Annotated in this window: 16 protein-coding genes, 11 tRNA genes and 1 riboswitch; of the genes, 13 read left to right on the forward strand and 14 right to left on the reverse strand. The window is 59.3% G+C overall.

The window, feature by feature from the left end:
- Positions 1–170 precede the first annotated feature (170 nt).
- Positions 171–3,170 carry a glycosyl hydrolase family 18 protein gene (locus tag AXW79_RS06540; RefSeq protein ID WP_005317906.1) on the reverse strand — a complete coding sequence of 1,000 codons (3,000 nt, stop codon included), beginning with the start codon at positions 3,168–3,170 and terminating at the stop codon, positions 171–173.
- Positions 3,171–3,318: 148 nt separating this feature from the next.
- A riboswitch (cyclic di-GMP riboswitch) is annotated at positions 3,319–3,404 on the reverse strand.
- Positions 3,405–3,700: 296 nt separating this feature from the next.
- On the opposite strand from AXW79_RS06540, the gene AXW79_RS06545 reads away from it, so the two are divergent.
- A complete protein-coding gene (locus AXW79_RS06545; RefSeq protein ID WP_043143893.1) occupies positions 3,701–5,845 on the forward strand; it encodes an ExeM/NucH family extracellular endonuclease in 2,145 nt (714 codons plus the stop codon).
- 137 nt (positions 5,846–5,982) lie between these two features.
- Here the strand turns inward: AXW79_RS06545 and AXW79_RS06550 are convergent.
- From AXW79_RS06550 to gltX, 5 genes are all read right to left on the reverse strand, one after another.
- Positions 5,983–6,058, reverse strand: a tRNA-Ala gene (locus AXW79_RS06550).
- A 48-nt stretch (positions 6,059–6,106) separates the two neighbouring features.
- A tRNA-Ala gene (locus AXW79_RS06555) sits at positions 6,107–6,182 on the reverse strand.
- Between the two features lie 48 nt (positions 6,183–6,230).
- Positions 6,231–6,306, reverse strand: a tRNA-Ala gene (locus AXW79_RS06560).
- Positions 6,307–6,334: 28 nt separating this feature from the next.
- A tRNA-Ala gene (locus AXW79_RS06565) sits at positions 6,335–6,410 on the reverse strand.
- A gap of 271 nt (positions 6,411–6,681) precedes the next feature.
- Positions 6,682–8,097 carry a glutamate--tRNA ligase gene (gene gltX, locus AXW79_RS06570; RefSeq protein ID WP_005317909.1) on the reverse strand — a complete coding sequence of 472 codons (1,416 nt, stop codon included), beginning with the start codon at positions 8,095–8,097 and terminating at the stop codon, positions 6,682–6,684.
- A 274-nt stretch (positions 8,098–8,371) separates the two neighbouring features.
- Between gltX and AXW79_RS06575 the strand changes: the two genes are divergently transcribed.
- The 3 genes from AXW79_RS06575 to AXW79_RS06585 all read left to right on the forward strand — a co-directional run bounded on the left by AXW79_RS06575 (position 8,372) and on the right by AXW79_RS06585 (position 11,702).
- Positions 8,372–10,474 carry a methyl-accepting chemotaxis protein gene (locus AXW79_RS06575; RefSeq protein WP_005317912.1) on the forward strand — a complete coding sequence of 701 codons (2,103 nt, stop codon included), beginning with the start codon at positions 8,372–8,374 and terminating at the stop codon, positions 10,472–10,474.
- Positions 10,475–10,573: 99 nt separating this feature from the next.
- Entirely contained in the window at positions 10,574–11,221 is a 648-nt protein-coding gene (locus AXW79_RS06580) for a LysM-like peptidoglycan-binding domain-containing protein (RefSeq protein WP_005317915.1), read from the forward strand.
- Positions 11,222–11,492: 271 nt separating this feature from the next.
- Positions 11,493–11,702 (forward strand): cold-shock protein, encoded by a 210-nt coding sequence (locus tag AXW79_RS06585; protein ID WP_005317918.1) that lies wholly within the window; start codon positions 11,493–11,495, stop codon positions 11,700–11,702.
- 457 nt (positions 11,703–12,159) lie between these two features.
- Here AXW79_RS06585 and AXW79_RS06590 read toward each other — a convergent pair.
- The 6 genes from AXW79_RS06590 to orn all read right to left on the reverse strand — a co-directional run bounded on the left by AXW79_RS06590 (position 12,160) and on the right by orn (position 13,407).
- Positions 12,160–12,235: transfer RNA gene (locus AXW79_RS06590), tRNA-Gly, on the reverse strand.
- 26 nt (positions 12,236–12,261) lie between these two features.
- A tRNA-Gly gene (locus AXW79_RS06595) sits at positions 12,262–12,337 on the reverse strand.
- A gap of 36 nt (positions 12,338–12,373) precedes the next feature.
- Positions 12,374–12,449: transfer RNA gene (locus tag AXW79_RS06600), tRNA-Gly, on the reverse strand.
- Positions 12,450–12,484: 35 nt separating this feature from the next.
- Positions 12,485–12,560 (reverse strand) — tRNA-Gly (locus tag AXW79_RS06605).
- A gap of 36 nt (positions 12,561–12,596) precedes the next feature.
- Positions 12,597–12,672 (reverse strand) — tRNA-Gly (locus tag AXW79_RS06610).
- A 189-nt stretch (positions 12,673–12,861) separates the two neighbouring features.
- Positions 12,862–13,407 carry an oligoribonuclease gene (gene orn / locus AXW79_RS06615; protein WP_005317921.1) on the reverse strand — a complete coding sequence of 182 codons (546 nt, stop codon included), beginning with the start codon at positions 13,405–13,407 and terminating at the stop codon, positions 12,862–12,864.
- Positions 13,408–13,498: 91 nt separating this feature from the next.
- Between orn and rsgA the strand changes: the two genes are divergently transcribed.
- From rsgA to AXW79_RS06640, 5 genes are read left to right on the forward strand one after another with little or no spacing between them, the layout of a single operon-like run.
- Positions 13,499–14,530, forward strand: coding sequence for a small ribosomal subunit biogenesis GTPase RsgA (gene rsgA, locus AXW79_RS06620; RefSeq protein WP_011898397.1), 1,032 nt, complete (start codon positions 13,499–13,501; stop codon positions 14,528–14,530).
- A gap of 39 nt (positions 14,531–14,569) precedes the next feature.
- Entirely contained in the window at positions 14,570–15,442 is an 873-nt protein-coding gene (gene asd / locus AXW79_RS06625; protein WP_005317927.1) for an archaetidylserine decarboxylase, read from the forward strand.
- The gene (locus tag AXW79_RS06630; protein ID WP_005317929.1) at positions 15,439–15,708 is read left to right on the forward strand and encodes a VF530 family protein; all 270 of its coding nucleotides are present in this window, start codon (positions 15,439–15,441) and stop codon (positions 15,706–15,708) included. Before asd ends, AXW79_RS06630 begins: the two co-directional genes overlap by 4 nt.
- The gene (locus AXW79_RS06635) at positions 15,698–15,961 is read left to right on the forward strand and encodes a DUF2960 domain-containing protein (RefSeq protein ID WP_005317932.1); all 264 of its coding nucleotides are present in this window, start codon (positions 15,698–15,700) and stop codon (positions 15,959–15,961) included. Before AXW79_RS06630 ends, AXW79_RS06635 begins: the two co-directional genes overlap by 11 nt.
- A 2-nt stretch (positions 15,962–15,963) precedes the next feature.
- Positions 15,964–16,362, forward strand: a complete 399-nt coding sequence (locus tag AXW79_RS06640; RefSeq protein ID WP_005317936.1) for a hypothetical protein — start codon at positions 15,964–15,966, stop codon at positions 16,360–16,362.
- 232 nt (positions 16,363–16,594) lie between these two features.
- Here AXW79_RS06640 and AXW79_RS06645 read toward each other — a convergent pair whose 3' ends face one another.
- Positions 16,595–17,089, reverse strand: coding sequence for a substrate-binding domain-containing protein (locus AXW79_RS06645; protein ID WP_005317941.1), 495 nt, complete (start codon positions 17,087–17,089; stop codon positions 16,595–16,597).
- A 171-nt stretch (positions 17,090–17,260) separates the two neighbouring features.
- On the opposite strand from AXW79_RS06645, the gene AXW79_RS06650 reads away from it, so the two are divergent.
- Entirely contained in the window at positions 17,261–19,234 is a 1,974-nt protein-coding gene (locus tag AXW79_RS06650; RefSeq protein ID WP_005317944.1) for a sensor domain-containing protein, read from the forward strand.
- A gap of 74 nt (positions 19,235–19,308) precedes the next feature.
- On the opposite strand, the gene rraB is transcribed toward AXW79_RS06650, so the two are convergent.
- Positions 19,309–19,656, reverse strand: coding sequence for a ribonuclease E inhibitor RraB (gene rraB / locus AXW79_RS06655; protein ID WP_011898395.1), 348 nt, complete (start codon positions 19,654–19,656; stop codon positions 19,309–19,311).
- A 420-nt stretch (positions 19,657–20,076) separates the two neighbouring features.
- On the opposite strand from rraB, the gene AXW79_RS06660 reads away from it, so the two are divergent.
- The 3 genes from AXW79_RS06660 (at position 20,077) to AXW79_RS06670 (ending at position 22,702) form a co-directional block, all read left to right on the forward strand.
- Positions 20,077–22,353: an immune inhibitor A domain-containing protein gene (locus AXW79_RS06660; RefSeq protein ID WP_042468086.1), complete on the forward strand. Its 2,277-nt coding sequence runs from the start codon at positions 20,077–20,079 to the stop codon at positions 22,351–22,353.
- A gap of 192 nt (positions 22,354–22,545) precedes the next feature.
- A tRNA-Phe gene (locus AXW79_RS06665) sits at positions 22,546–22,621 on the forward strand.
- A 5-nt stretch (positions 22,622–22,626) separates the two neighbouring features.
- A tRNA-Asn gene (locus AXW79_RS06670) sits at positions 22,627–22,702 on the forward strand.
- The last annotated feature ends 35 nt before the right edge of the window (positions 22,703–22,737 follow it).

Here is a 22,737-nt window from a genome sequence, read left to right on the forward strand (position 1 = left end):
CCTTGGTGGCAATTGGCCGCTCCCCGGAGCGGTCTTTTTTATGCCTGCGACCTCCTCTTTATATATGCCGTCATAAAAAATCCGGAGCCTGGGCTCCGGATTGGGTCATTCATGGATACGGGCATTACCTCATCGGTGAGGGTGTCGGCTGCGCCCGCTCCGTTGCACCATCAGTAACTGCATACCAGCTTCCAGCTGCCATCTGTTGCCTTGGGCTCGCTGCTGATCCACCAATTCGCCTGCCACACCACCTTGTTATGGGTGATGCGATCGCCACCACCTGCGTGATCCCCTTGCGGCCAGGTCGGGTAGGCCTTGTAGGCCGCCGGATTGACGTTCTGGCTGCTACAGGTGGCGCCGCCCGGGTTCTCACCACCGCCCGAGCCCAGTACGGCCTCTGGCAGGGTCGGGAACTCGGCCTTGAGGCCTATAGTCTGGCTGCCGCTGATGATACGCATGCCGCTCGGCACGCCGGCGGCGGGCAGGTAGTAGGTCATGGCGACTTCAACTTCAGCGCCCGGCGCCAGGGTCTGCCAGCTCGGCAGGTTCATGGCGACCTTGTGGAAGTCCTTCTCGTTGGCAATGCCCTCCGAGTTGTCGTTGCCACCGCTCTCGACCACTTTCAGCCCCATGCCACTCTGATCCGTGATGGTGTCAGAGGTGGACGTCGGCATCAGAAACTCGATGCGAGCGCCGCCCGGAATGGTCTGGGTCGACTTGTTGACCAGCTTGAGTTTCGGGTTGATCGGGTAGTTGGAGTCCCCTTCCTTGAAGCCGGAGAGGCTGACCTGGATGTCGAGCTGGGCACTCGGCGCGGCCAGATCATTCTGCTTGTTGTTGTAGGGAGTTGCCTTGGCAAACTTCTCGTAGGCAAGCGTAGTCAGAGTGCTGCCCATGCCGTACTCGTTCTTGGCCGGATCGAAGGCGTAGTCGCCCGCCATCTCCCAGAACATGACGCCACCCAACCCGCGCTTGATGATGTAGTCCAGCTTGTGACCCATGGACTCTTCATCTTCGGTGGAGAGGAACACCTTCTTCTCATCGTTCCAGAGCCAGGGCGCCTGCGCCTTGTCATCGTAGTAACGGACGTACTTGCCCTGCATCACGTGGGCCGGGTTGTTGGGATCCAGACCCCAGGCAGTGCCGTAACTTGGTAACGTTGTGATGCCCAGGCTGGCCGCGTTCTCCAGGTTCTTGGCATGCCACATGGGCACGGCGCCACCGCCGATCTCCTTGCCGTTCTTGTCCAGATCATGCCAGATGTTGTCGATGCCGACCACACCATTGCCGCACGGAATCGTACTGCCACCGGTGCCCGGCTGACACTCGTTCTGGCTCGGCAGGGCCGCCTTGCCACCCAGACCGTGACTACCACCGCTCACCCCCTGCCAGCCGCGAGTGTAATAGGGCACACCCACGTTGATCTTGCCGGCCGCCAGGGCGCCACGGAAGTAGTGGGCAGACCAGGCGGCGTTGAGGTAACCGATACCGCCAAACTGGGCCTGATTGTATACGCCCCAGTGGGAGAGTTCGGGATCGGCATTGTTGTCGAACAGGGCCGCGTTGTGACCGACAAAGTGGTTCCAGGCACCGTGGAAGTCATAGGTCATCAGGTTGACGTAATCCAGATACTGGGTGACCTGGAAGTTCTCCATGCCTCGCAGCAGGTAGGCTGACGCCGGTGAGGCTATGGTCAGCATGTACTTGCGACCATCCTCGGTACCGGCATTGTCGAGCCGCGCCCGCAGTGTCTTCATCAGCACCTCGTAGTTGGCAAACAGCTTGGCACGGCACTGGTTGGAGAGCGGGAAGTCGTTGGGGTTGCCTGCATCCTTCATGGAGGTGGGGTACTCGTAGTCCACATCCACCCCATCGAAACCGTACTGGCGGATGAAACTCACCGCCGAATCGGCAAAGGCGTTGATGCCGGCTGTGTTGACCGAGCAGTCGCCCTTGGTAGTGGCAGTATAGAAGCCGCGGGTATCGGCCCAGCCCCCGACCGAGATAAGGGTCTTCACGTCCGGATACTGCTTCTTGTACTTGGAGATCAGGTTGAAGTGGCCCTGATAGGCGAATTCGGGATCCATCTCGGCGCCCGGCACCCCGTCCCAGGTCAGCTTGGTGGCTGCATCATCCACCTTGATCTGGTGACTCTGCTCATCCACAGCCGCGAAGGCGTAGTTGATGTGGGTGAGCTTGTCCCAGGGGATGTCGTTCACCAGGTAGGCGGGCAGGCCATTCTTGCCAGTGCGCCAGGAGGTGAAGTAACCGATCACCCGGCGGGCGTGGTCATCCCCCATGCACTCGTAACCGTCCGGGCGATAGATCTGGCGAATGTCACAAGAGAGATTGCCACCGGTGGGCGGCAGCGCCGCCTCTTCCACCTGCACATCGACCTGGGCAGACTCGCCCACCAGATTTTCCTTGTCGGTCGCCACCAGCTTGAGGGCGGCAGCCCCCTTGCTCTGGGGCGTCCAGCTCACCTGCCAGGGGGCGCTGGTATCTTCGCCCACCTTCTTGCCATCCACGTAGAGTTCGACCCTGGCCACGTCATTGTTGGCATCGGTGACATTGCCACTGACCGCCACGCTGCGCCCCAGGGTCACCTTGGCACCGCTGGCCGGGCTGCTGATACTCACCCTGGGCGCCTCTGGCGCGACCACGGCGTTGACGCTGAAGCTGGCATCCGCCTCGCTCAGCACGGCGCCATCCTTGTCCAACCCACGAGATTTGAGTTGATGGGGGCCGACACCGGTAGCGACCCAGCTGGCCGACCAGGGGGCCCCGCTGCTCACCGCCACCGGCTGACCATCGATCAGATACTCGACCTTGACCAGGGCGCTGCTGTTGCCACTCAGGGTGACCGCAAGGGCCACGGGTACACCTTCGTTGAAAGCGCTACCAAGAGCGGGCGAACTGATTGCCAGCCCAAGGCCCGGAGTCGTGCCGCCGTCGTTGAACAGCTTCCAGGCATCGGCCCAGACAGCACCCACACCGGGGGCATAGTGATAGGGGGATGCCCCGCACCAGCCGGAGTAGGGAAATTCTTTGCATTCGTAGAGAGCGCCTGCGTTGCTGACCACATCACCAGCCTTGTAAGCGGTGCCGGCCTGATAGGCGGGATAAGCGGCTTGTGCCCAAGCGGGCATGGCAGCCAGGGCCACCAGCATGGCAAGCCTGCTGGGCCTTAAGGTCTGTTGCATATTGTTATCTTCCTTGTTTTGTCTTGGCATTGGTCACCAGGGCAAAGAACAAGCGCAACCGGCGTGATGGGAGCAGACAACTGGCAATGGACGTGCCACAAACACCACCTTCACCCTGGGAAGCCCCGCTATCTGGATCGACTGATCTGGAGACCGGAGGCATTGCGTCCCGGCATTTCGACCGGTTTGCCCTTTACCTGGGTTCCGTGAGGAACAAGCCGAGTATAGGAATCAACCAGCAGAGTCTCAATCTTCATTCTCGAAGAAAAATATGTGGATGCAAGCCAGATCACACTTTCCCGAGAACAGTGAATTAATGATTTTGTCATTAATTTCATAACGTTAGTCAGGTCAAAAAAACCAGCACTGCCCTCATTTGCATCCCGGTAATGTGCGTTGGCTCACTGGTATGACGTGCCAGAAATGTGACAATGCGCGCCCTTGGTCAAGGTGCCAAGGCTATGGAAACACTGGCAAAAAATAAAAAAGGAACCGTTATGAAAGGAACACGTGCCCTGCTGTCGCTGGCCGTGGGGCTTGCGCTCGCGTCCCCGTCCGTCCATGCCGCCAGCTTCAGCTGCCCGGCTGACAGTGCCCTCACCCCCATCCCCGTCATTCAGGGCATTGGTGGCAAGAGTCCCCTCATCCCCGATGGCAAGTTCGAAAGCGCCCAGAGCGTCACGGTCAAGGCGGTGGTCACGGCACTTGGTGAGAGTCTCAACAAGGGTTTCTACCTGCAGGATCTGCAAGGGGATGACAATCCCCAGACGTCGGATGGCATCTTCGTCTACCTCAACGACAAAAACTTCGCCAGCAAGTACCCGGACATCAAGCCGGGTGCCGAAGTCTGTCTGGAGGCCAAGGTCGAGGAGTACTACAACCACACCCAGCTCAAGCCGGTCGTTGACAGCGGCGCCCCGCGTCTGCAGGTTCTCGCTCAGGGCTCTGTGCCTGCCGCCGTGCCGCTGCGGGTACTGGAAAACGAGACCCTGGCCAGGGCGCTGGAGCGTCACGAAGGGATGCGGGTACGCCTCGATGCCGACAGCACACTCAAGGTAAGCCGCAACTTCAGCTATGACTACGCCGCCAAACGCAACAATCTGGTGCTGTCACACCAGGCACCGCTGATGAAGCCGACCCAGCTGCATGCCGCCGACAGCAAGGAAGCCAAGGCGCTGGCCAGGGCCAATGCCCGCAACCGGGTATTCCTCGAGTCTGACTTCAAGGCCGCCGATGGCAAACTGCCCTGGCTGCCGGGCTGGGATCCGGAGCAGGGTTATCTGCGCATCGGCGATGCCCCGGTCAATCTGGATGCGCTGGTGGGCTACAGCTACAACGAATACCGGTTGATAGTGCCGCAGGATCAGGTGATCACCGCCGGCGATCTGCTGCGCACCAGCGATAACGATCGCCAAAGCGCACCGGCCCGTGCCGATGGCACCAACTTGCGTATCGGCAGCTTCAACGTGCTCAACTACTTTACCAGCCACTCCAGCGTGGGGGGGGCCCTCAATGTGCTGTGCAAGGATCAGGCGGATGCGGACAGCGCCAAGGGCTGCAACCGCGGCGCCAAAAACCTGGAGGACTTCCAGAAACAGCGTGCCAAGATAGTCAACGCCATCACGGAGATGGATGCCGATCTGCTCGGCCTGATGGAGATGGAGAACAACGGCTTTGACAGCCACTCCGCCATCAGTGATCTGGTGCAAAGCCTCAACGCCCAACAGAAGGAAGCCGACAAACAGTACGCCTTCGTGGCCCTGCCCAAGGCGCGGCTTGGCGACGAGCGCTTCTTCGGCGGCGACGCCATCATGGTGGCCATGATCTACCGACCCGCCAAGCTGACGCCGCAGGGGGATGCCAGCGTCATTACGCTGCCGGTACAGAAATACCAGGATGCGAAAGGAGTCGAGAAACAGGCCTCCCAGCGTGACTCCCTGGTGCAGAGCTTCACCGTCGAGGGCAGCAAGGAGCCGCTGACCCTGGTGGTCAACCACCTCAAATCCAAGGGATCCGGCTGCCTGGAGAACCTGGACGGCAAGGAGCCGGCCGATCTGCAGGGCAAGTGTACCGAGTTCCGGGTCAGTGCCGCCAAGGTACTGGGCGAAGCGGTGAACACGCTGCCGGGTATGGTCATGTTGGTGGGTGACCTCAACTCCTACGCCAGGGAAGATGCGATCCGGGTGCTGACCGACTATGTGCCGACCGAAGGTCAGCGCAAGATAGTCTCCGCCTCCCGGACCTTCCTCGGCGAGCAAGTCTATGAGCAGACCGGCAGCGAAGTGAGCAAGAGCTATGGCCTGATCGATATGAATGTCAGGTTCAACAAGGAGAAGGCGATCTCCTACAGCTACGAGGCCGAACTCGGTACCCTGGACTATGCCCTCGCCAACCCGGCACTGGCCAGCAAGGTAGTCGCGGTCGCCGACTGGCACATCAATTCGTTCGAGAGCAGCCTGTTCGAATATGGCCGTGGCTTCACCGGTGACATGATCAAGTCCGACAATCCGTTCAGCGCCTCCGATCATGACCCCATCATCGTCGACCTCAAGCTGAAGGAAGAGAGCAACGGCGGTGGTGGTGCCATGAGCGCCCTGTTGCTGGCCCTGCTGCCCCTGGCCTGGCGTCGTCGCCGCAACTGATACGACTTCGCCATCATGCCAAAAGCCCGCTGCGATGCGGGCTTTTTTACGGGCAGGAGACGGCCGGACACAAAATGAGCCAAAACAAAAAGGCCACCGCGATAACGGTGGCCTTTTGGCTTCTTGTCACAAGAATTTGGTGGAGCTACGCGGGATCGAACCGCGGACCTCTTGCATGCCATGCAAGCGCTCTCCCAGCTGAGCTATAACCCCGAATTTTGTACTCAACAAATGGTTCTGGCGGCCATCTGTCGTAAATAGTGGTGGAGCTACGCGGGATCGAACCGCGGACCTCTTGCATGCCATGCAAGCGCTCTCCCAGCTGAGCTATAACCCCGAATTTCGTACTCAACAAATGGTTCTGGCGGCCATCTGTCGCAAATAGTGGTGGAGCTACGCGGGATCGAACCGCGGACCTCTTGCATGCCATGCAAGCGCTCTCCCAGCTGAGCTATAACCCCTTTGATTCCAGATTGTTCGAGGAGAATTTGGTGGAGCTACGCGGGATCGAACCGCGGACCTCTTGCATGCCATGCAAGCGCTCTCCCAGCTGAGCTATAACCCCAACTCACCTCGGCGCTGACGAAGTTATCTCCGGCAACGGAGGCGCATGATAGGCATCAACCGCTTTGCTGTCAACCCAAAAATAACACCGGCTGGAGCGTTTAGTCAAAATTCAAGCAGTTAGCTGTTTTTACCGGCAACCTTGCCGCTATCTCGCTGTTTTATGTCACAAATCTGGTTAACCGCGAAAAACAAAGGCTCCCTTGCGGGAGCCCTTTATTGTCAGCGGAAGGCAATTTATCCGGCTGCCACCAGTCGCGGCAGCAGGCGACTTACTCGGCGGCCATGCGCGCTTCGATATACGCCAACGCGCGATCGATGCGAGCCAGCACGCGCTCTTTACCCACCAGCGCCATCACGGCGTCGATACCAGGGGACTGACCCAGACCGGTCACGGCCACGCGCAGCGGCATGCCGACCTTGCCCATGCCCTGACCCAGCTCGGCGGCAGTGGCTTCAATCAGCTCGTGCAGCGCTTCGGTGGTCCAGGTGTCCAGAGCGGTCAGCTTGGCCTTGGCCAGCGCCAGCGGCTCGGCAGCCACGCCGCGCAGGTGCTTCTTGGCAGCCGCTTCGTCGATCGCCTCAAAATCTTCAAACAGATAGCGGCTCTGGGCGGCCATCTCCACCAGGGTATTGCAGCGCTCGGCCAGCAGAGTAACAACTTCTGGCAGTGATGGGCCCTTGCTGGTGTCAATCTTCTGGTTTTCCATGTGCCAGGCCAGATGCTTGGCCACATAGGCCGGGTCCAGGCTGCGCATGTAGTGGTTGTTCAGCCACAACAGCTTGTCGGTGTTGAATGCGGAGGCGGACTTGGAGATGGCATCCAGGCTGAACAGCTTGATCATCTCATCCAGGGTGAAGATCTCCTGATCGCCGTGGGACCAGCCCAGACGCACCAGATAGTTCAGCAGCGCTTCCGGCAGGTAGCCGTCGTCGCGGTACTGCATCACGGAGACGGCGCCGTGGCGCTTGGAGAGCTTGGCACCGTCGTCACCCAGGATCATGGAGACGTGGGCAAACTCCGGCACGGGCGCGTTCAACGCCTTATAGATGTTGATCTGGCGCGGGGTGTTGTTGATGTGGTCTTCACCACGCACCACGTGGGTGATCTCCATGTCCCAGTCATCGACCACCACGCAGAAGTTGTAGGTCGGCGCGCCATCGGTGCGGCGGATGATGAGATCGTCGAGCTCGGTATTGGCGAACTCGATGCGGCCACGGACGTGGTCATCGAATACGACTGAACCTTCGGTCGGGTTGCGGAAGCGAATAACGTGCGGCGCATCTGCCGGGTGATCGTGGGCGCTATCCCGGCACTTGCCGTCATAGCGGGGCTTCTCGCCGCTGGCCATCTGGCCTTCGCGCAGCGCGTCCAGGCGCTCACGGGAGCAGTAGCACTTGTAGGCACGGCCATCGGTCAGCATCTCGTCGATGATGCCGTTGTAGCGGTCGAAACGCTTGGTCTGGTAGTAGGGGCCCTCATCCCAGTTCAGCTCCAGCCATTCCATGCCCTCAATGATGGCGTCGATCGCCTCCTGAGTGGAACGTTCCAGGTCGGTATCCTCAATACGCAGCACGAACTCACCGCCCTGGCTCTTTGCAAACAACCAGGAATAGAGTGCGGTACGGGCACCGCCGACATGCAAAAAGCCGGTCGGGCTGGGAGCAAAACGGGTTTTGACTTTCATCTTTAAGCCTTGTGTAGAGGGCCTTGGGCCAATTCGTTAGAAAAAACCGTCGCATTTTAGCACTCAGAATCCCGGATGGGAAAACCATGAGGCCGTTGCGGGCTAAAGTAGGGGGTTAAATTTGCTGCCCGGCCGCCTGCAGCCTGATATTTGAGGGGGATCGCAAAACCGAAGCGGCATTTCCGATTTGCTATGGGGAGTGTTGGAGAGCTGCCTCCTCCGGCCGATATCCAAACAACTCTCACACTACTTCTCACGACACAAGGAAGAGACGATGCAGTTCCGTTCTATCCAGAATCGAATTCTGGTAATGGCCGGGATCGCCATGACCGCAGCCCTGGTCATACTGATCCTGCTCAACCAGTATTCCGGTCAACAGACCCAACAGCTGACCATCAGCTCCAGTCGCGCCGCCCTGCAGCAAGAAGCCTGGCAAAAGGTGAGTGCCAACGCACGGGCCGAGGCCGCCACCATCACACAGTTGCTGCAAAAGGGGCTCTCCTATACCCAGCAGATGGCCAGTGCCCTCGCCTTGCAACAAGAGGGCCTGCTGCCGCTGGATCGCCAGCAGGCCACGGATCTACTCAAGGCGCAGCTCGCGCTCGAACCACAATTATATGGCGCCTTCGCCGGCTTCGAGCCGAACGGCTTCGACGGCCAGGATGCCACCTTCGCCGGTCAAAGCACGCTGGGCAGCGACAGTCAGGGCCGCTTCGTGCCCTACTTCTATCGTGACAAGGACCAGATAGGCACAGACCTGCTGCTTTCCATCGAAAAGACCGATCCGGATGAATTCGGCAACCCGGCCAACGACTACTACTCCTGCCCGAAACGGGAGGGGCGCTCCTGCCTCATCGACCCCTTCAAGGTGGATATCAACGGCCAGCAGGTGCTGGTGAGCACCATCACCACCCCCATCATGGTGGCAGGCAAGTTCAAGGGGATCGCCGCGCTGGATCTGGCTGTGGACTCCATCAGCCGTCAGGCCCAGTCCCTCAACAGCAACATCTATGACGGCAAGGGCGAGACCCTGATCGTCAGCGCCGCCGGCGTCATCACGGGCACCAGCGGTGACGCCAGCCTGCTTGGCAGCCGGGCCGACAAGCTGCTCGGCAACCAGTGGCAGCAATATCTGAAACCGGAAGTGCAGCGTCAGGAGCTGGACGAATCGTTTCGTATCTCAGTGCCCATCATGGTACCAGGCATGAGCCGCAACTGGGCCATCATAGTCACCCTGCCCTACAAGGTGGTACTGGCGGGCGCCGATCAGCTGGAAAGTCAGCTAAGCGACATGAGTCGGGCTGCCATGACCCAGCAACTGGTGGGTGCCCTTGTCGTACTGGTGCTGGCACTGGCCACCATGCTGATGATAGCGCGCAGTATCACGGGCCCCATCCGCCAGATGGTCAGCCTGGTGGACGATATCGCCGATGGCGAGGGGGATCTCACCAAGCGCCTCACCACCCGCTCCGTCGACGAGCTGGGGGATCTCGCCAAGGGCATCAACCGCTTCATCGACAAGTTGCAGGTGCTGCTGGGGGATGTGCTGAAAACCGCCAGCGAAGTGAATCGCCACGCCGGTGATACCGACCGCATCGCAGGCCAGACCGACACCAACTTGCAGCATCACCAGGCGGAGATGGAGCAGATGCTGACTGCGGTACAGGAGATGTCCTATGTCAGCCAGGAAGTGGCCACCCACGCCAACAACACCGCCGACTCGGCCAAGCAGGCCCAGAGCGCGGCGGATCAGGGCAAGGTACGCTTCCAGCAGGTGATCCAGTCAATGCACAAGGTGGCGGCCGAAGCAGGCAAAGGCGCCGAAGTGGTCGAGGGGTTGGCTCACGACAGCGAGCAGATCACCAACATACTCACTGTGATCCAGGGCATTGCCGATCAGACCAACCTGCTCGCGCTCAATGCCGCTATAGAGGCAGCACGGGCAGGCGAACAGGGCCGAGGTTTTGCGGTGGTGGCCGACGAGGTGCGCAAGCTGGCGGGCAACACCCAGCAGGCGGTGCAGAACACCCAGGAGCTGCTCGAGAAGATCCGTCTCAGCTCGGCCAATGCGGTCAGCGCCATCAATCAAAGCCAGCAGCTGACCCATCAGGCGGTGGGCGAGGCGGATCTGGCGGAAGAGGCGCTCGCCAGCATCTATCAGGCCATCTCTACCATCAACGACATGACCTATCAGATCGCCTCCGCCGCCGAGGAGCAGAGCTCCGTCTCCGAGACGGTGTCCGGCAATCTGTCAAAAACCAACGCACTGGCCAACGACATCGCTCAGGATGCGACCGAAACGGCCAAAGCCAGCCAGGCATTGCGTCAGGCAGCCGAGCGTTTGCAGCAATTACTGGGACAATTTCGTCTCAGCTGACAATTTTCCTCTCTCGGACTCTCCCCCTCGGGGGCGAGTCCGTTTACCATAGGCAACGAATTTGCCTGATGGCAGGCAATGTAGTGAGAGGTAAATGCCGTGCCCACCCCGGACCGTCGCCCACGTGGCCATAACAGACGAGCCCAGCAGCGTCGACAAGACGAATCACAAGGATCCCTGCTCCATCGTATCAATGCCGCTACCCTGCGCCAGCGCATCGGCCAAGGGATGCGTGGCCTTGGCCAACGCGGCCAGGAGGCCAGCGCAGGCAAATTCAAGCTGGCCAACCCGCTGCCCCGCAAACACACCATAGGCCTGCTGGTGCTGGTGCCCATCTGGCTGCTGTTGCTGGCTTGGGAACCTGCGCCTGCCATGCCGACAACCGCCCCGTCCGGTTCGCTCGCCGTGCCGCTGGCCGTGCCAGCCGAAGCGCTGACTACTGGCAATGGCACCTCGGCCGCCAAACCGGTCGAAGAGAAAGTAGATGGCAGCTGGCTACAGCACGATGTGCAAGCCGGTGAAACCCTCTACTCCATCTGGCGCAAGTTCGAGCTGCCAGGCGCCGAGCTCAGTCGCCTGATTGCCATCGAAGGGCCGGACCGCCCTTTGACCCGGCTGCAATCGGGCAAGTCGGTGTTCATTCTGGTGGATGACAACCGCCGCATCCAGCGGGTGGAGATCCGCTCCTACGGTCAGGCCATCTATCGGTATGACCGGCAGGGCCAAGGGTTCGCCCTCAAGGAGTGACAAAACGGGAGGCCATGAGCCTCCCGCTTTTTGATCCAGCACCGTGAAATAAGCCGCTGACTTCACAATATTTTTAGCTTGCTCAAAAAATGAAAAGCGCAAAATTGACAAGGATCTGCTCTCACGTACAATCGTTTGTGCTTTAGACAGGGATTGTTCTACATGCTACTGGGACAAATTGACGTGGTCAGTCATGCTTCAACCCCTGATTCCTAGGCAAATGCTGCCCAACAAGGCTTAGTTTCATTTCGTTATAGATAGGACTTACCACATGTCTGACATTCGCACCGGCCAAGTAAAATGGTTTAACGAAACCAAGGGTTTTGGCTTCATCGAGCAATCCCAGGGACCGGACGTTTTCGTTCACTTCTCCTCCATCCAGAGCACAGGTTTCAAGACCCTGGCTGAAGGTCAAAAAGTCCAGTTCACTGTGACTCAGGGCCAAAAAGGTCCTCAGGCTGAGAACGTTACTCTGCTCTAAGCCACGCCAGTGAGCCTGTAGGAGGAGACCTGCTCCTCCTATTTTTTTGCCTGCCGTTTACCACGCCACTATTGTTCATCGCCCGCTTGTGACCAGACCCTCTCCGGGTTGTGACTGCGCTTGCCCGCCATTTCCCTCTTGTCGCCCCTCACCCATCAGGCCATCACGACCACTGGGTATCAGCTCACCCCGGACCAGGGCAGCGTCTTGCTATCAGGCTAAGCGAGCTTGGCAAACGGAGGGGTAGAGCTGAAAAGCAGGAATACAAACGCATCACAGCGCGATACGGAAGTCATTTTTGAAGGATTAAAAGGAATGCTGGTACTACGAAGAGAAATTGGAGCGGATAACGAGACTCGAATACACGACCCCAGCCTTGGCTGGCATGGATGATGCTCTACCAACTGCGATTGGTTCAGTACTCGATGACGTACAGAGAGGGTATTTGAAGAGAAATTGGAGCGGGAAACGAGACTCGAACTCGCGACCCCGACCTTGGCAAGGTCGTGCTCTACCAACTGAGCTATTCCCGCAACAGGATGTCACATTGCAAATGTATTGGAGCGGGAAACGAGACTCGAACTCGCGACCCCGACCTTGGCAAGGTCGTGCTCTACCAACTGAGCTATTCCCGCATCGGGCTGGATTGAACCAGTTTCATCATCACATTTTGGAGCGGGAAACGAGACTCGAACTCGCGACCCCGACCTTGGCAAGGTCGTGCTCTACCAACTGAGCTATTCCCGCAACAGCGTTGTCATTATCTGGTCTGTGAAGATGATTGGAGCGGGAAACGAGACTCGAACTCGCGACCCCGACCTTGGCAAGGTCGTGCTCTACCAACTGAGCTATTCCCGCATCGGGCTGGATTGAACCAGTTTCATCATCACATTTTGGAGCGGGAAACGAGACTCGAACTCGCGACCCCGACCTTGGCAAGGTCGTGCTCTACCAACTGAGCTATTCCCGCACACACCATAAAATGGCATCAAAACAAATCGTGCAGCATTTGGTTGCTTGCGCTACTGCACGGGAGCCGAATTATAAGAGCAGTCTTTCCAATTGCAAGGGCTTTTTCGTCTGGTTGCGCGTGTTCGCTCAAAAGCTGGCCGAACTGTCGATTTTAGCAACCAATCGATGGCAACCCCATGCCAGGCAATCAGATCTTGAAGACGTGACTACGATAGAAGCGCAACTCGGCGATGGATTCACGAATATCGTCCAGCGCCATGTGGGAGCCACTCTTGGTGAACTGATCCAGCAGCTCGGGCTGCCAGCGGCGTACCAGCTCCTTGATGGTGCTGACGTCAACGTTGCGGTAATGGAAGAAGGCTTCCAGCTCGCTCATGTGCTTGACCATGAAGCGGCGATCCTGGCCTATGCTGTTGCCGCACAGCGGGCTGGTGCGCTCCGGTACCCACTGGCGAATGAAATCGAGGGTCTCGGCCACGGCCCTAGTTTCGTCGTACTGACTCTCCTTGACCCGGGCCACCAGTCCGCTCCTGGTATGGGTGTTGACGTTCCAGTCGTCCATCTTGGCCAGCTCTTCATCGCTTTGGTGGATGGCGATGACAGGCCCTTCTGCCAGCACGTTCAGATCCTTGTCGGTGACTATGGTGGCGATCTCCAGTACCACGTTCTCTTCGGGGTCCAGACCCGTCATCTCCATGTCGATCCATACCAGGTTCTGCGCGCTGACTGTCATGATTATTCTCTCTATTGGGAGGAATGGCGGAATTTTGCCAATTTGCATGTATCATACTGGCTTTGAATCTGTTCATAAACTGGCGAATCGAGTGGCAAAGAAAGCAAAACTCAATCTGGGTCAACAAAGCCGCGTCCAGGCCAACCGCGAGCGGCGGTTGCAAAAAGATCACACCACTGTCGTGGATGACACCCTGTTTGGCCCGGCCATTGAAGGAGTGGTGATCAGCCGTTTCGGTCAGCATGCTGACGTAGAAGCGACTGACGGCACCATCCACCGCAGCAACCTGCGTCGCAGCATCAGCAGCCTGGTGTGTGGCGACAAGGTGGTCTGGCGGCCCGGCCTCAATACCGCGACCGCAGGTGTCATCGAAGCGGTGCATCCGCGCCACTCAGTGTTGACCCGGCCGGATTTCTACGACGGGGTCAAACCCATCGCCGCCAACATCGACCAGATCATCATCGTCTCGGCGGTGATGCCCGAGTTCTCCACCAACATTGTCGACCGCTATCTGGTCGCCGCCGAGGATGTGGAGATACAGCCACTCATAGTGCTGAACAAAGTCGACATGCTCGATGAGGCTGCCCGCATCCGTGTCGAACGACAACTCGACCCCTATCGCAAGCTGGGCTATCAGGTGATCCTGGTCAGCTGTGAGAGCGGCGAAGGCCTCGATGAGCTCAAGGCCCAGTTCGAAGGCAAGATCAGCATCTTCGTCGGCCAGTCCGGGGTGGGCAAATCGTCGCTCACTAACGCTCTGATGCCGGGGCTGGATGTGCTGACCGGCGAGATCTCCGAAAACTCGGGGCTAGGTACGCACACCACTACCACAGCGCGACTCTATCACTTCCCGAGCGGCGGCGATCTCATCGACTCCCCCGGGATCCGCGAGTTCGCACTCTGGCATCTGGAAGCCGATCGCATCACCTGGTGCTTCATCGAGTTTCGTGACTACCTGGGTGGTTGCCGATTCCGCGACTGCACCCACAAGGACGACCCAGGCTGCGCCCTGCGTGCGGCGGTCGACCGTGGTGACATCAGTGCCGATCGCTTCCACAACTATCACCGCATCCTGGAAACCATGCAGGAAGCCCGCCACGGTCGGCAACAAGCCCGGACGTGACCTATTCAACCCTCTTTCCATAAAGACCAGATCAAGATCATGAGCATCACTGACAACCTGAAAATTGCCGGTCAATACTGTTTGCCCAAGCACGCCCTCTCCCGTCTGGTGGGCAAGCTGGCTGCCGCAGAAGCGGGCAACCTCACCACACGGGTGATAGAGGCCTTTATCAAACAGTACGGCGTCGACATGAGCGAAGCGCTGCACGAAGATCCAGCCCACTACACGAGCTTCAACGCCTTCTTCACCCGCGAGCTCAAGCCGGGGATCCGTCCGCTGGTCGAGGATGCCATGACCCTGGCCCTGCCGGTGGACGGCACCGTCAGCCAACTCGGCCCCATTCATCAGGGCCGCATCATCCAGGCCAAGGGCCACGACTACAGCGCCCGCGAGCTGCTGGGTGGCTTCGAGGATCTGGTGGCGCCATTCAAGGATGGGGACTTTGCCACCATCTATCTGGCGCCCAAGGATTACCACCGCATCCATATGCCGCTGGACGGCGTGCTGGAAAGCATGGTGTTCGTGCCGGGGGATCTCTTCTCCGTCAACCCGCTCACCGCCGAGAATGTGCCCAACCTGTTCGCTCGCAACGAACGTGTGGTCGCCACCTTCCGCACTCCCCATGGCCCCATGGCGTTGGTGCTGGTCGGCGCCACTATCGTCGCCAGTATCGAAACCATCTGGGCCGGCAATATAGCGCCGACCAAGCAGAAAGAAGTGGTGCGTTGGGATTACAGCGGTGATGAAGCCATCACACTGCAAAAAGGGGCCGAGATGGGCCTGTTCAAGCTCGGTAGTACCGTGGTCTGCCTGTTTGGCCCTGGCATGCTTGCCGGTTTTGAGCCCCATCTGGCCAATGGCGTCACCACTCGCATGGGTCAACCCTTTGCCAAGCTGGCGGCCGACGCATGAGTGACCAGCCAGGCTCCTCGCAAGCAAAAAACCCGCTACACGGGCTGACCCTGGAGGCGATCGTCACCGCCCTGGTCGAGCACTATGGCTGGGCAGAGCTCGGACAGCAGATAAACATCCGCTGCTTCACCGACGACCCCAGTATCAAGTCCAGCTTGAAGTTCTTGCGCAAGACCCCCTGGGCACGGGAGAAGGTCGAAAGCCTCTACCTCTATGTCCAGCGCAAGCAAGCCAAATTGAAGAAGGAAGGGCCAGATGGCGTTTAAGATTACCTACACCTACAAAAAGCAGACCAAAGAGCTCGGCTATGCGAACGACAAGTTTCGCAGCATCTACGATGCCATTGCCGCCGCCGAAGGGCTGGATCTCTCCAGCTTCCACGCCATGGAGGCCCAGCTGGCCCAAGTCTGCCGCCGCGACAAAAAGAGCGTGAAGGATTACCAGGAGAACTACTTCAAGGAGCTGGGTTTCTCCAACATCGTCATCGAACGGGACAATCTCGAAGACAAGCAGGAGTAAGCATGCGCACTCTGACTCTGATGGCCGCCTCCCTGCTGCTGGCGGCTTGCAGTACCCCGACCCAGCATATGGTCGGCAATGATCAGGATATCCACGGCTGTCGTGCCAGCGCCGGTTATCAATGGTCAGCGCTGACCAACCAGTGCGTCCGCCTGTTTGAACAGGCGGTGAGACTGCAATCCCTCAAATCGGATGAGACCGGCAGCGCCTTCGTGCTGTTCAATGCCGATCAGAGCAAGGCCGAATTGACCCTGCCAAACGGTGAGCAGACCTTGCTGACCCGACAAGGGGATGAGGGCAACTGGTCCTGGCAGGGAGGTGCTTACCAGCTCTTCCCCTGGAAAGGCTATGTGCTCAAATCCGGCGAGCAGGCTCTCTTTCACGGTGACAGCGCCCTCTAGTCGCCAGCCAGTCGTGCTGACGCTCCGAACGCCCCCGGCCCCTGCCGGGGGCGTTTTTCTTTATGTCTGGCGGCAACACAGGGGCACCCGGGTGTCAGAACCTGAAATGCGCTGACGGCGGCATATACCCTCTATTCAGGGCATGCTGACAGCCCAAAAACAAACACCCCGCTGCAAGCAAGGGGGTGTTTGATGCTGGCCACCATACAAGCAGGCGGCTGACAGAGGCGGGTCAGTTGCCCAGAGTGGCAAACAGACTCTGTTCCAGGCGCCCCTGGGAGACACAGACAGGCGTGATGGAGGGGGCCGCAACACGCTCGCCGGACGACTCAACGAAGTAGAGCTGGGTATTGCCCTTGACGTTGACGGTCGCCACGCTGTTGTTGCCGCTCTGGGTGATGATCAGATTGATCTGCAGATTGGGGTTGCCCAGCGCCACTTTGGAACCCATGGTGCCGCAATCCAGCCACTCCAGACCATCGGCGGAGTTTTCGACGTTGGCCGTCATCAGACCCGATCCACGCTGGCTGTTCTCGATGTTGAGACCGTGATCGGCAAACCACTTCTCGGCGCGCGCCCACACCAGATCCACCGGGATCTGCATCTCCTGGGTGTTGTTGGTCGCCTTGGCAACCGGCGGGTTATAGCGGTACTGCTCACCACCATTGTTGTCGCTGGCACACCCGGCCATCAGCAGGGCCAGGGCGATCCCCAATATCTTTTTCATGCTGCTTCTCTCATCCATATTATTCGGCCATCGGCCAACCGGCGGCTATTATGGCGTTGACGACACAGACTGTCAGCAGAGATCGGCAGAAATGCATCCTCGTTAACCCAAGCTTTACAAAACCCGTCTGCTATCATAGATTTGCTCGAAATTACCCCCGTGAGTGCCTGCGTGAATTCCTTGCTCACCCTGACGCTGTTACAGCAGATCATCGATCAGTTGCCCATGAATATCTTCTGTCGGGATACGGACGGGCGCTACCTGTTTGCCAACCGCACGTTTGTGGAGCAGGCCGGTCTGCAGCAAACAGAAGAGCTTATCGGCAAGACGGACATAGAGATGCCATGGGGCAACATCTTTCGGGAAGAGGATGATCGCCTGCTGGCAGAGGGCAATCCTTTGCTCTATCAGCAGCTGCACTGCAACAGTGGCGACAGCACCCGTTGGATGGAGATCCACAAGATCCCCCTCTATGACGAGCAGGGCAAGCCGGTGGCGCTGTTTGGCATGGTCAACGAGATTGGCCAGCGCAAGGAGCTGGAGCAGACCTTTCGTCAGCAGCAGCTGCTGCAGCGCCGGCTGCTTGACGCCATCCCGGATCCCATCCGGCTGGAAGACCATCAGGGACTGCTCATCGACTGCAACCAGGCCTTTCTCGACTTCATGGGCATGGCGGCGAGCGAGGCGCTCGGCCAGCGTGTCGCACACAGACTCTCCACCGAGTTACCCATGGGACGGGGCGAATACTGCCTGGTGGATGCCAACGGTCAGGGCCGCCACCTGGAGATAACCCGAGTCGATGTGCCGGACGACGAGGGCAACTCCCTCGGCATCCTGACCTTGAGCCGTGACATCACGGGACTGCGGACCACCCAGGCCCAGTTGCAGCAGGAGCAGCACTACGACAGTCTGACCGGCCTGCTCAAACTCTCCCATTTTCTGCAGACCAGCCGCCACCTCGGGGCCCGCAAGGCCAGCCTGCTGCTGGTCGACCTGCAACACTTTCGCGAGATCAATGACCGCTTCGGCATCCGGGTCGCCGATCGCCTGCTGAGCCAGGTAGCTCGTCGTCTGCAACAGCTGGCGCGGCCCCAGTCACTGGTGTGCCGGGTCGCCGCCGACGACTTCGCCATGCTGCTGCCGGAGCTGAGCGAACCGCTGGCAGACTGGAGTCGCCGCCTGCAAAACGAGCTGATGGTGCCCTACCAGATCGAAGAGCACAGGATCCAAATCCCTGTGTTCCTTGGCATTGCCCACGGCAGGGCCAACGACGCCGAACGGCTATTGAGCCATGCCGAGGCCGCGCTGGCTCAAGGCAAGCGTCAGCAGCAGCACTGTACCCTGTTCGATCCCGAGCTAGATGCCAAACTCAAACGCCGTCAGCTGATCGCGGCCCAGCTGCCGCTGGCCATCAAATCGGGGCAGCTCACCGCCGTCTATCAGCCCATCATCAGCACCCGCAACAACCAGTTGCACGGGGCTGAACTGCTCTGCCGCTGGCCCCACCCCGAACTCGGCATGATCTCGCCAGATGAATTCATCCCGCTGGCAGAGGAGCTGGGGCTCATCGGCCAGCTCGGTCAGCGCATGCTGGAACAGGGCTGTGCCCAACTGGCTCGCTGGCAGGGTGCGGCACCGGATCTGGTGCTCTCAATCAATCTGTCACCGCTGCAATTTCGTGACCCCGACCTCTGCCCGCAGATCTTCGCCTGCATAGAGCGTCACGGGCTTGCCCCCTGGCAACTGGAGCTGGAGATCACCGAAGGGGTGCTGATGGAGAACGCCGACGAGATTGAGAGCAACCTCGCCAATCTGATTGAGGCGGGGTTCCAGCTCGCCATCGATGACTTCGGCACAGGTTACTGCTCGCTCGCCTACCTGCCACGGCTGCAGGTGGCTACCCTCAAGCTGGACCGCAGCTTCACCCAGGGGCTGGCCACCAACCAGGCCACCACCGCCATAGTGCGCTCCGTCATCGGCTTGGGCCACGAGCTTGGGATCAGGATCACCGCCGAAGGGGTTGAAACCCCCGAGCAGCAAGCCTGGCTGGTACAAGCCGGTTGTGATCGGCTGCAAGGCTACCTGTTCAGCCGCCCACTGCCACCCGACGAGTTTGCCCGCAACTACCAGTTGCCCGGCAGCTGACCGCAGACAAAACAAAGGCCACTCGAAAGTGGCCTTTTTGTTGTCCGGCACAGCGCCGACACCCGCTGTCGTCCTTACTCCTGGAAGTAAGTACCCCACCCGTCGTAATCCACGCCGTACTTTTTGAGGATCGGCAACATTTTCTCGATGTCGGCCACTATGGTCTCTATGTCCAGCTTGCGCTCTATGGTGGCATCGAAACAGAAGATGGGGGCGCCGTCATCCAGCTCCATCTCTTCCGCGTCAGTCACTTCAAAACCGGCCTTGAACAGGTCGACGGCCGCTTTCTCCAGCTGATCGAAATCCTGACAGGCGAAGTGGTGCTCAATGTCATATTCCAGATCCGGGTTGCTGCCATCGGCCAGCAACTCGTTGACGATGGCGGTGGTCTCTGCACGCCACTCTTGCATATCAAGACTCATATTAACCCCAGCTACTACTTTGTTAGTGTCACATGCCGTCGGCAATCGGGTGCCTGCTTCGGCTCACATTCACCCGGCGCGGCATAGTTGCGGCAAAGCATACCCGCAGAGTGCATCCGGCTCAATGCGCAAGCCAAGATAGCGGCTCGCCCGGGGCCACCCCAAATGGGGTGCCATCATAAAAGGTTAATAAAGTGTAATCTGCCGCTTCTCGTGAAATGTCCCATACGGAACTTCACATCTGGATGGACGATACGCACAACCCCATCGAAAAGTACTGTGAAATCAGCACTATCCACCAGTTTTCACTCAGTGACAAGAGTCACTCAAGGGGTGTATCAAGGGACGCGGGCGCAACAGGGCCCGTACGGAAAGAGGAGCCAGCAAGGCTCCCTTTTATCATGTGAAGGAGCACATAGAATGCCTAAAAAAACAATAATGAGCCTGATCATCGGCTCAACCCTTATGATTGGAAACCACGCCATGGCCGCCCCGGTACATGGCCCGTTCGATGCCCCCCTGGCCGACGAGGTGAAGGTGCTGGATATGCTGAAGAAAAGCGGCCGCATCCCCACCCTGGCCTCCCCCGAGATGGAGCAGGCCGCCCTCGCCCGTTTTTATCGCGAGAAGTCGCGAGCCTACCAGGGCCACAGCGGCACCCTGGCGGTGAAAGAGGGCAAGATGCGGGAGACCATCCTCAAGAAGATCCGCCTGAACGGCACGGCCCGTCCCGGCGACCGGGTGCCCACCCTGCTGCTCAAGTCCATCGAGAAGGAGCACTACAACGGCAAGATGCGCAAGGACAAGATCCTCGCCATCCTGGTGGACTTTCCCGACTACCCGAAGAACAGCGTCACCCCGGATCTCACCAAGATGTACTACCCGGACTACACACCCGAGCACTACAACGACCTGCTGTTCTCCGGCAAGGGCTACAAGGGCCCGAACGGTGAAACTTTCATCTCCATGCGCCAGTTCTACGAGCAGCAATCCGGCAAGAGCTACAGCGTGCGCGGTCAGGTGGCGGGCTGGTATACCGCCGACAAGAATGCCGCCTACTACGGCGCCAATGCCACCCCCAATACCATTCGGGACCTGGTGAAGGAGGCGTTGATCCAGGTGGCCAATGACCCCTCCATCGATCTGGCCCAGTTTGACCAGGAGGATCGTTACGATCTCAACGGCAACGGCAACCGGAACGAGCCGGATGGTCTCATCGACCACCTGATGATCTTCCACTCCAGCGTGGGGGAAGAGGCCGGTGGTGGCGATCTTGGCGAGGATGCCATCTGGGCCCATCGCTGGAACCTGGGCGCCCCCTTCCCCATCCCCGGCACCAGCAGCCCGAACGGCAACTTCGGCGGCCAGTTTGCCGCCTACGACTACACCATCCAGCCCATCGATGCGGCGGCCGGGGTCTGTGCCCATGAATATGGCCACGATCTGGGACTGCCGGACGAGTACGACACCAAGTACACCGGCAAGGGTGAACCTGTGGCCACCTGGTCCATCATGTCATCCGGCTCCTGGGCCGGCGTGATAGGCGGCACAGAGCCGACCGGTTTCTCCGCCTGGGCCAAGGAGTTCCTGCAGGCCTCCCTCGGCGGCAACTGGTTGCACGGCAGCAATGTGCAGCTCGCCGATCTCAGCCCCCGCGGCAACGTCTACATGCTGGATCAAGCCAACGACAAGGGCCGCAACGACGACGTGGTACGCATCAATCTGCCCGCCAAGCAGATCCCGCTCAATCCGCCTTATGCCGGCCAATACGAATACCACGGTGGCAAGGCCAACAACCTCGACAACCGCATGAACCTCACCCTGGACTTGACCGGCAAGCAGAGCGCCAGTCTGGCGTTCAAGGCCTGGTACCAGATTGAAGAGGGGTTTGACTATGGGCGGGTGCTGGTCAACGGTCAGCCCATCCCCGGCAACCTGACCACCAGCGACGATCCGAACGGGATCGGCTTTGGCATCGGCATCACGGGCAACTCCAATGGCTGGACCGATGCCGAATTTGACCTGAGCCCCTGGGCCGGTCAGAAGATAAACCTGACCCTGCAATACCTGAGCGATGGCGGCGTGGCCGAGAACGGCCTGTTCGTGGACGAGATCCTGATCCTGGCCGACGGGGATACGCTGGTGAGCGACGGGGCCGAAGGCAACTCCGCTTTTACCTTGGCCGGGTTTGTGAAGAGCAACGGCAACGAGGCCAAGGATCACTACTATCTGGCCGAGTGGCGCAACCATGCGGGGGTCGACAAGGGACTGGCCCACATCAATGTGTCTGACCAGCTGATGCGCTACGAGCCGGGCATGTTGCTCTGGTACGTGGACAACAGCCAGGACAACAACTGGGTAGGCGTCCACCCGGGTGAGGGCTTCCTCGGCGTCGTTGATGCAGACCAACGCACTCTGAAGTGGAGTGACGGCGCCGTCGCCGGCACCCGCTACCAGATCCACGATGCCACCTTCAGCCTGGGCTTCCAGCAACCGCTCAACCTCAAGCACCCGAGCGGCTCCCTGCTGCGCGATTTCTGGGTCACCCCGAACCGGGTGTTCAAGGATTCCCGCAGCTACCAGAGCAAGGAGATCCCGGATGCGGGTCGCCTGCTGCCCGAGCATGGCCTCAAGATCAGCGTCACGGGTCAGGCCCGCGACATGAGCACGGGACGGATCATAGTCAGCCGTCACTGAGTCATCCAATGCACCCAGGGGGCTCAGGCCCCCTTTTTCATTGCCCACAACGAAAAAACAGCACAACAAGGCAGGATTGAGGGTAAAAACCGCTGACAGGAGGGGAAATTGCTCGGTTATCGAGCGAACGGTACCTCAATCTGCCCCCTGTGGTTGACACATCTGCGTATAAAGGGTTTAATGCGCGCCGTTGCCCAGATAGCTCAGTCGGTAGAGCAGGGGATTGAAAATCCCCGTGTCGGCGGTTCGATTCCGTCTCTGGGCACCAATAATTCCTCCTTAGTTCAGTCGGTAGAACGGCGGACTGTTAATCCGTATGTCGCTGGTTCAAGTCCAGCAGGAGGAGCCAAATTTGAAGGGCCCGCTCATCGAGCGGGCTTTTTT

Source organism: Aeromonas salmonicida subsp. salmonicida (genome assembly GCF_001643305.1).
GTDB lineage: Bacteria > Pseudomonadota > Gammaproteobacteria > Enterobacterales > Aeromonadaceae > Aeromonas > Aeromonas salmonicida.

Bases quoted from the DNA above. Each gene is read 5' to 3' on its own strand.
- AXW79_RS06540 (WP_005317906.1), bottom strand. From the start codon at position 3,170: ATGCTGGTGGCCCTGGCTGCCATGCCCGCTTGGGCACAAGCCGCTTAT.
- AXW79_RS06545 (WP_043143893.1), top strand. From the start codon at position 3,701: ATGAAAGGAACACGTGCCCTGCTGTCGCTGGCCGTGGGGCTTGCGCTC.
- gltX (WP_005317909.1), bottom strand. From the start codon at position 8,097: ATGAAAGTCAAAACCCGTTTTGCTCCCAGCCCGACCGGCTTTTTGCAT.
- AXW79_RS06575 (WP_005317912.1), top strand. From the start codon at position 8,372: ATGCAGTTCCGTTCTATCCAGAATCGAATTCTGGTAATGGCCGGGATC.
- AXW79_RS06585 (WP_005317918.1), top strand. From the start codon at position 11,493: ATGTCTGACATTCGCACCGGCCAAGTAAAATGGTTTAACGAAACCAAG.
- orn (WP_005317921.1), bottom strand. From the start codon at position 13,407: ATGACAGTCAGCGCGCAGAACCTGGTATGGATCGACATGGAGATGACG.
- asd (WP_005317927.1), top strand. From the start codon at position 14,570: ATGAGCATCACTGACAACCTGAAAATTGCCGGTCAATACTGTTTGCCC.
- AXW79_RS06630 (WP_005317929.1), top strand. From the start codon at position 15,439: ATGAGTGACCAGCCAGGCTCCTCGCAAGCAAAAAACCCGCTACACGGG.
- AXW79_RS06635 (WP_005317932.1), top strand. From the start codon at position 15,698: ATGGCGTTTAAGATTACCTACACCTACAAAAAGCAGACCAAAGAGCTC.
- AXW79_RS06640 (WP_005317936.1), top strand. From the start codon at position 15,964: ATGCGCACTCTGACTCTGATGGCCGCCTCCCTGCTGCTGGCGGCTTGC.
- AXW79_RS06645 (WP_005317941.1), bottom strand. From the start codon at position 17,089: ATGAAAAAGATATTGGGGATCGCCCTGGCCCTGCTGATGGCCGGGTGT.
- rraB (WP_011898395.1), bottom strand. From the start codon at position 19,656: ATGAGTCTTGATATGCAAGAGTGGCGTGCAGAGACCACCGCCATCGTC.
- AXW79_RS06660 (WP_042468086.1), top strand. From the start codon at position 20,077: ATGCCTAAAAAAACAATAATGAGCCTGATCATCGGCTCAACCCTTATG.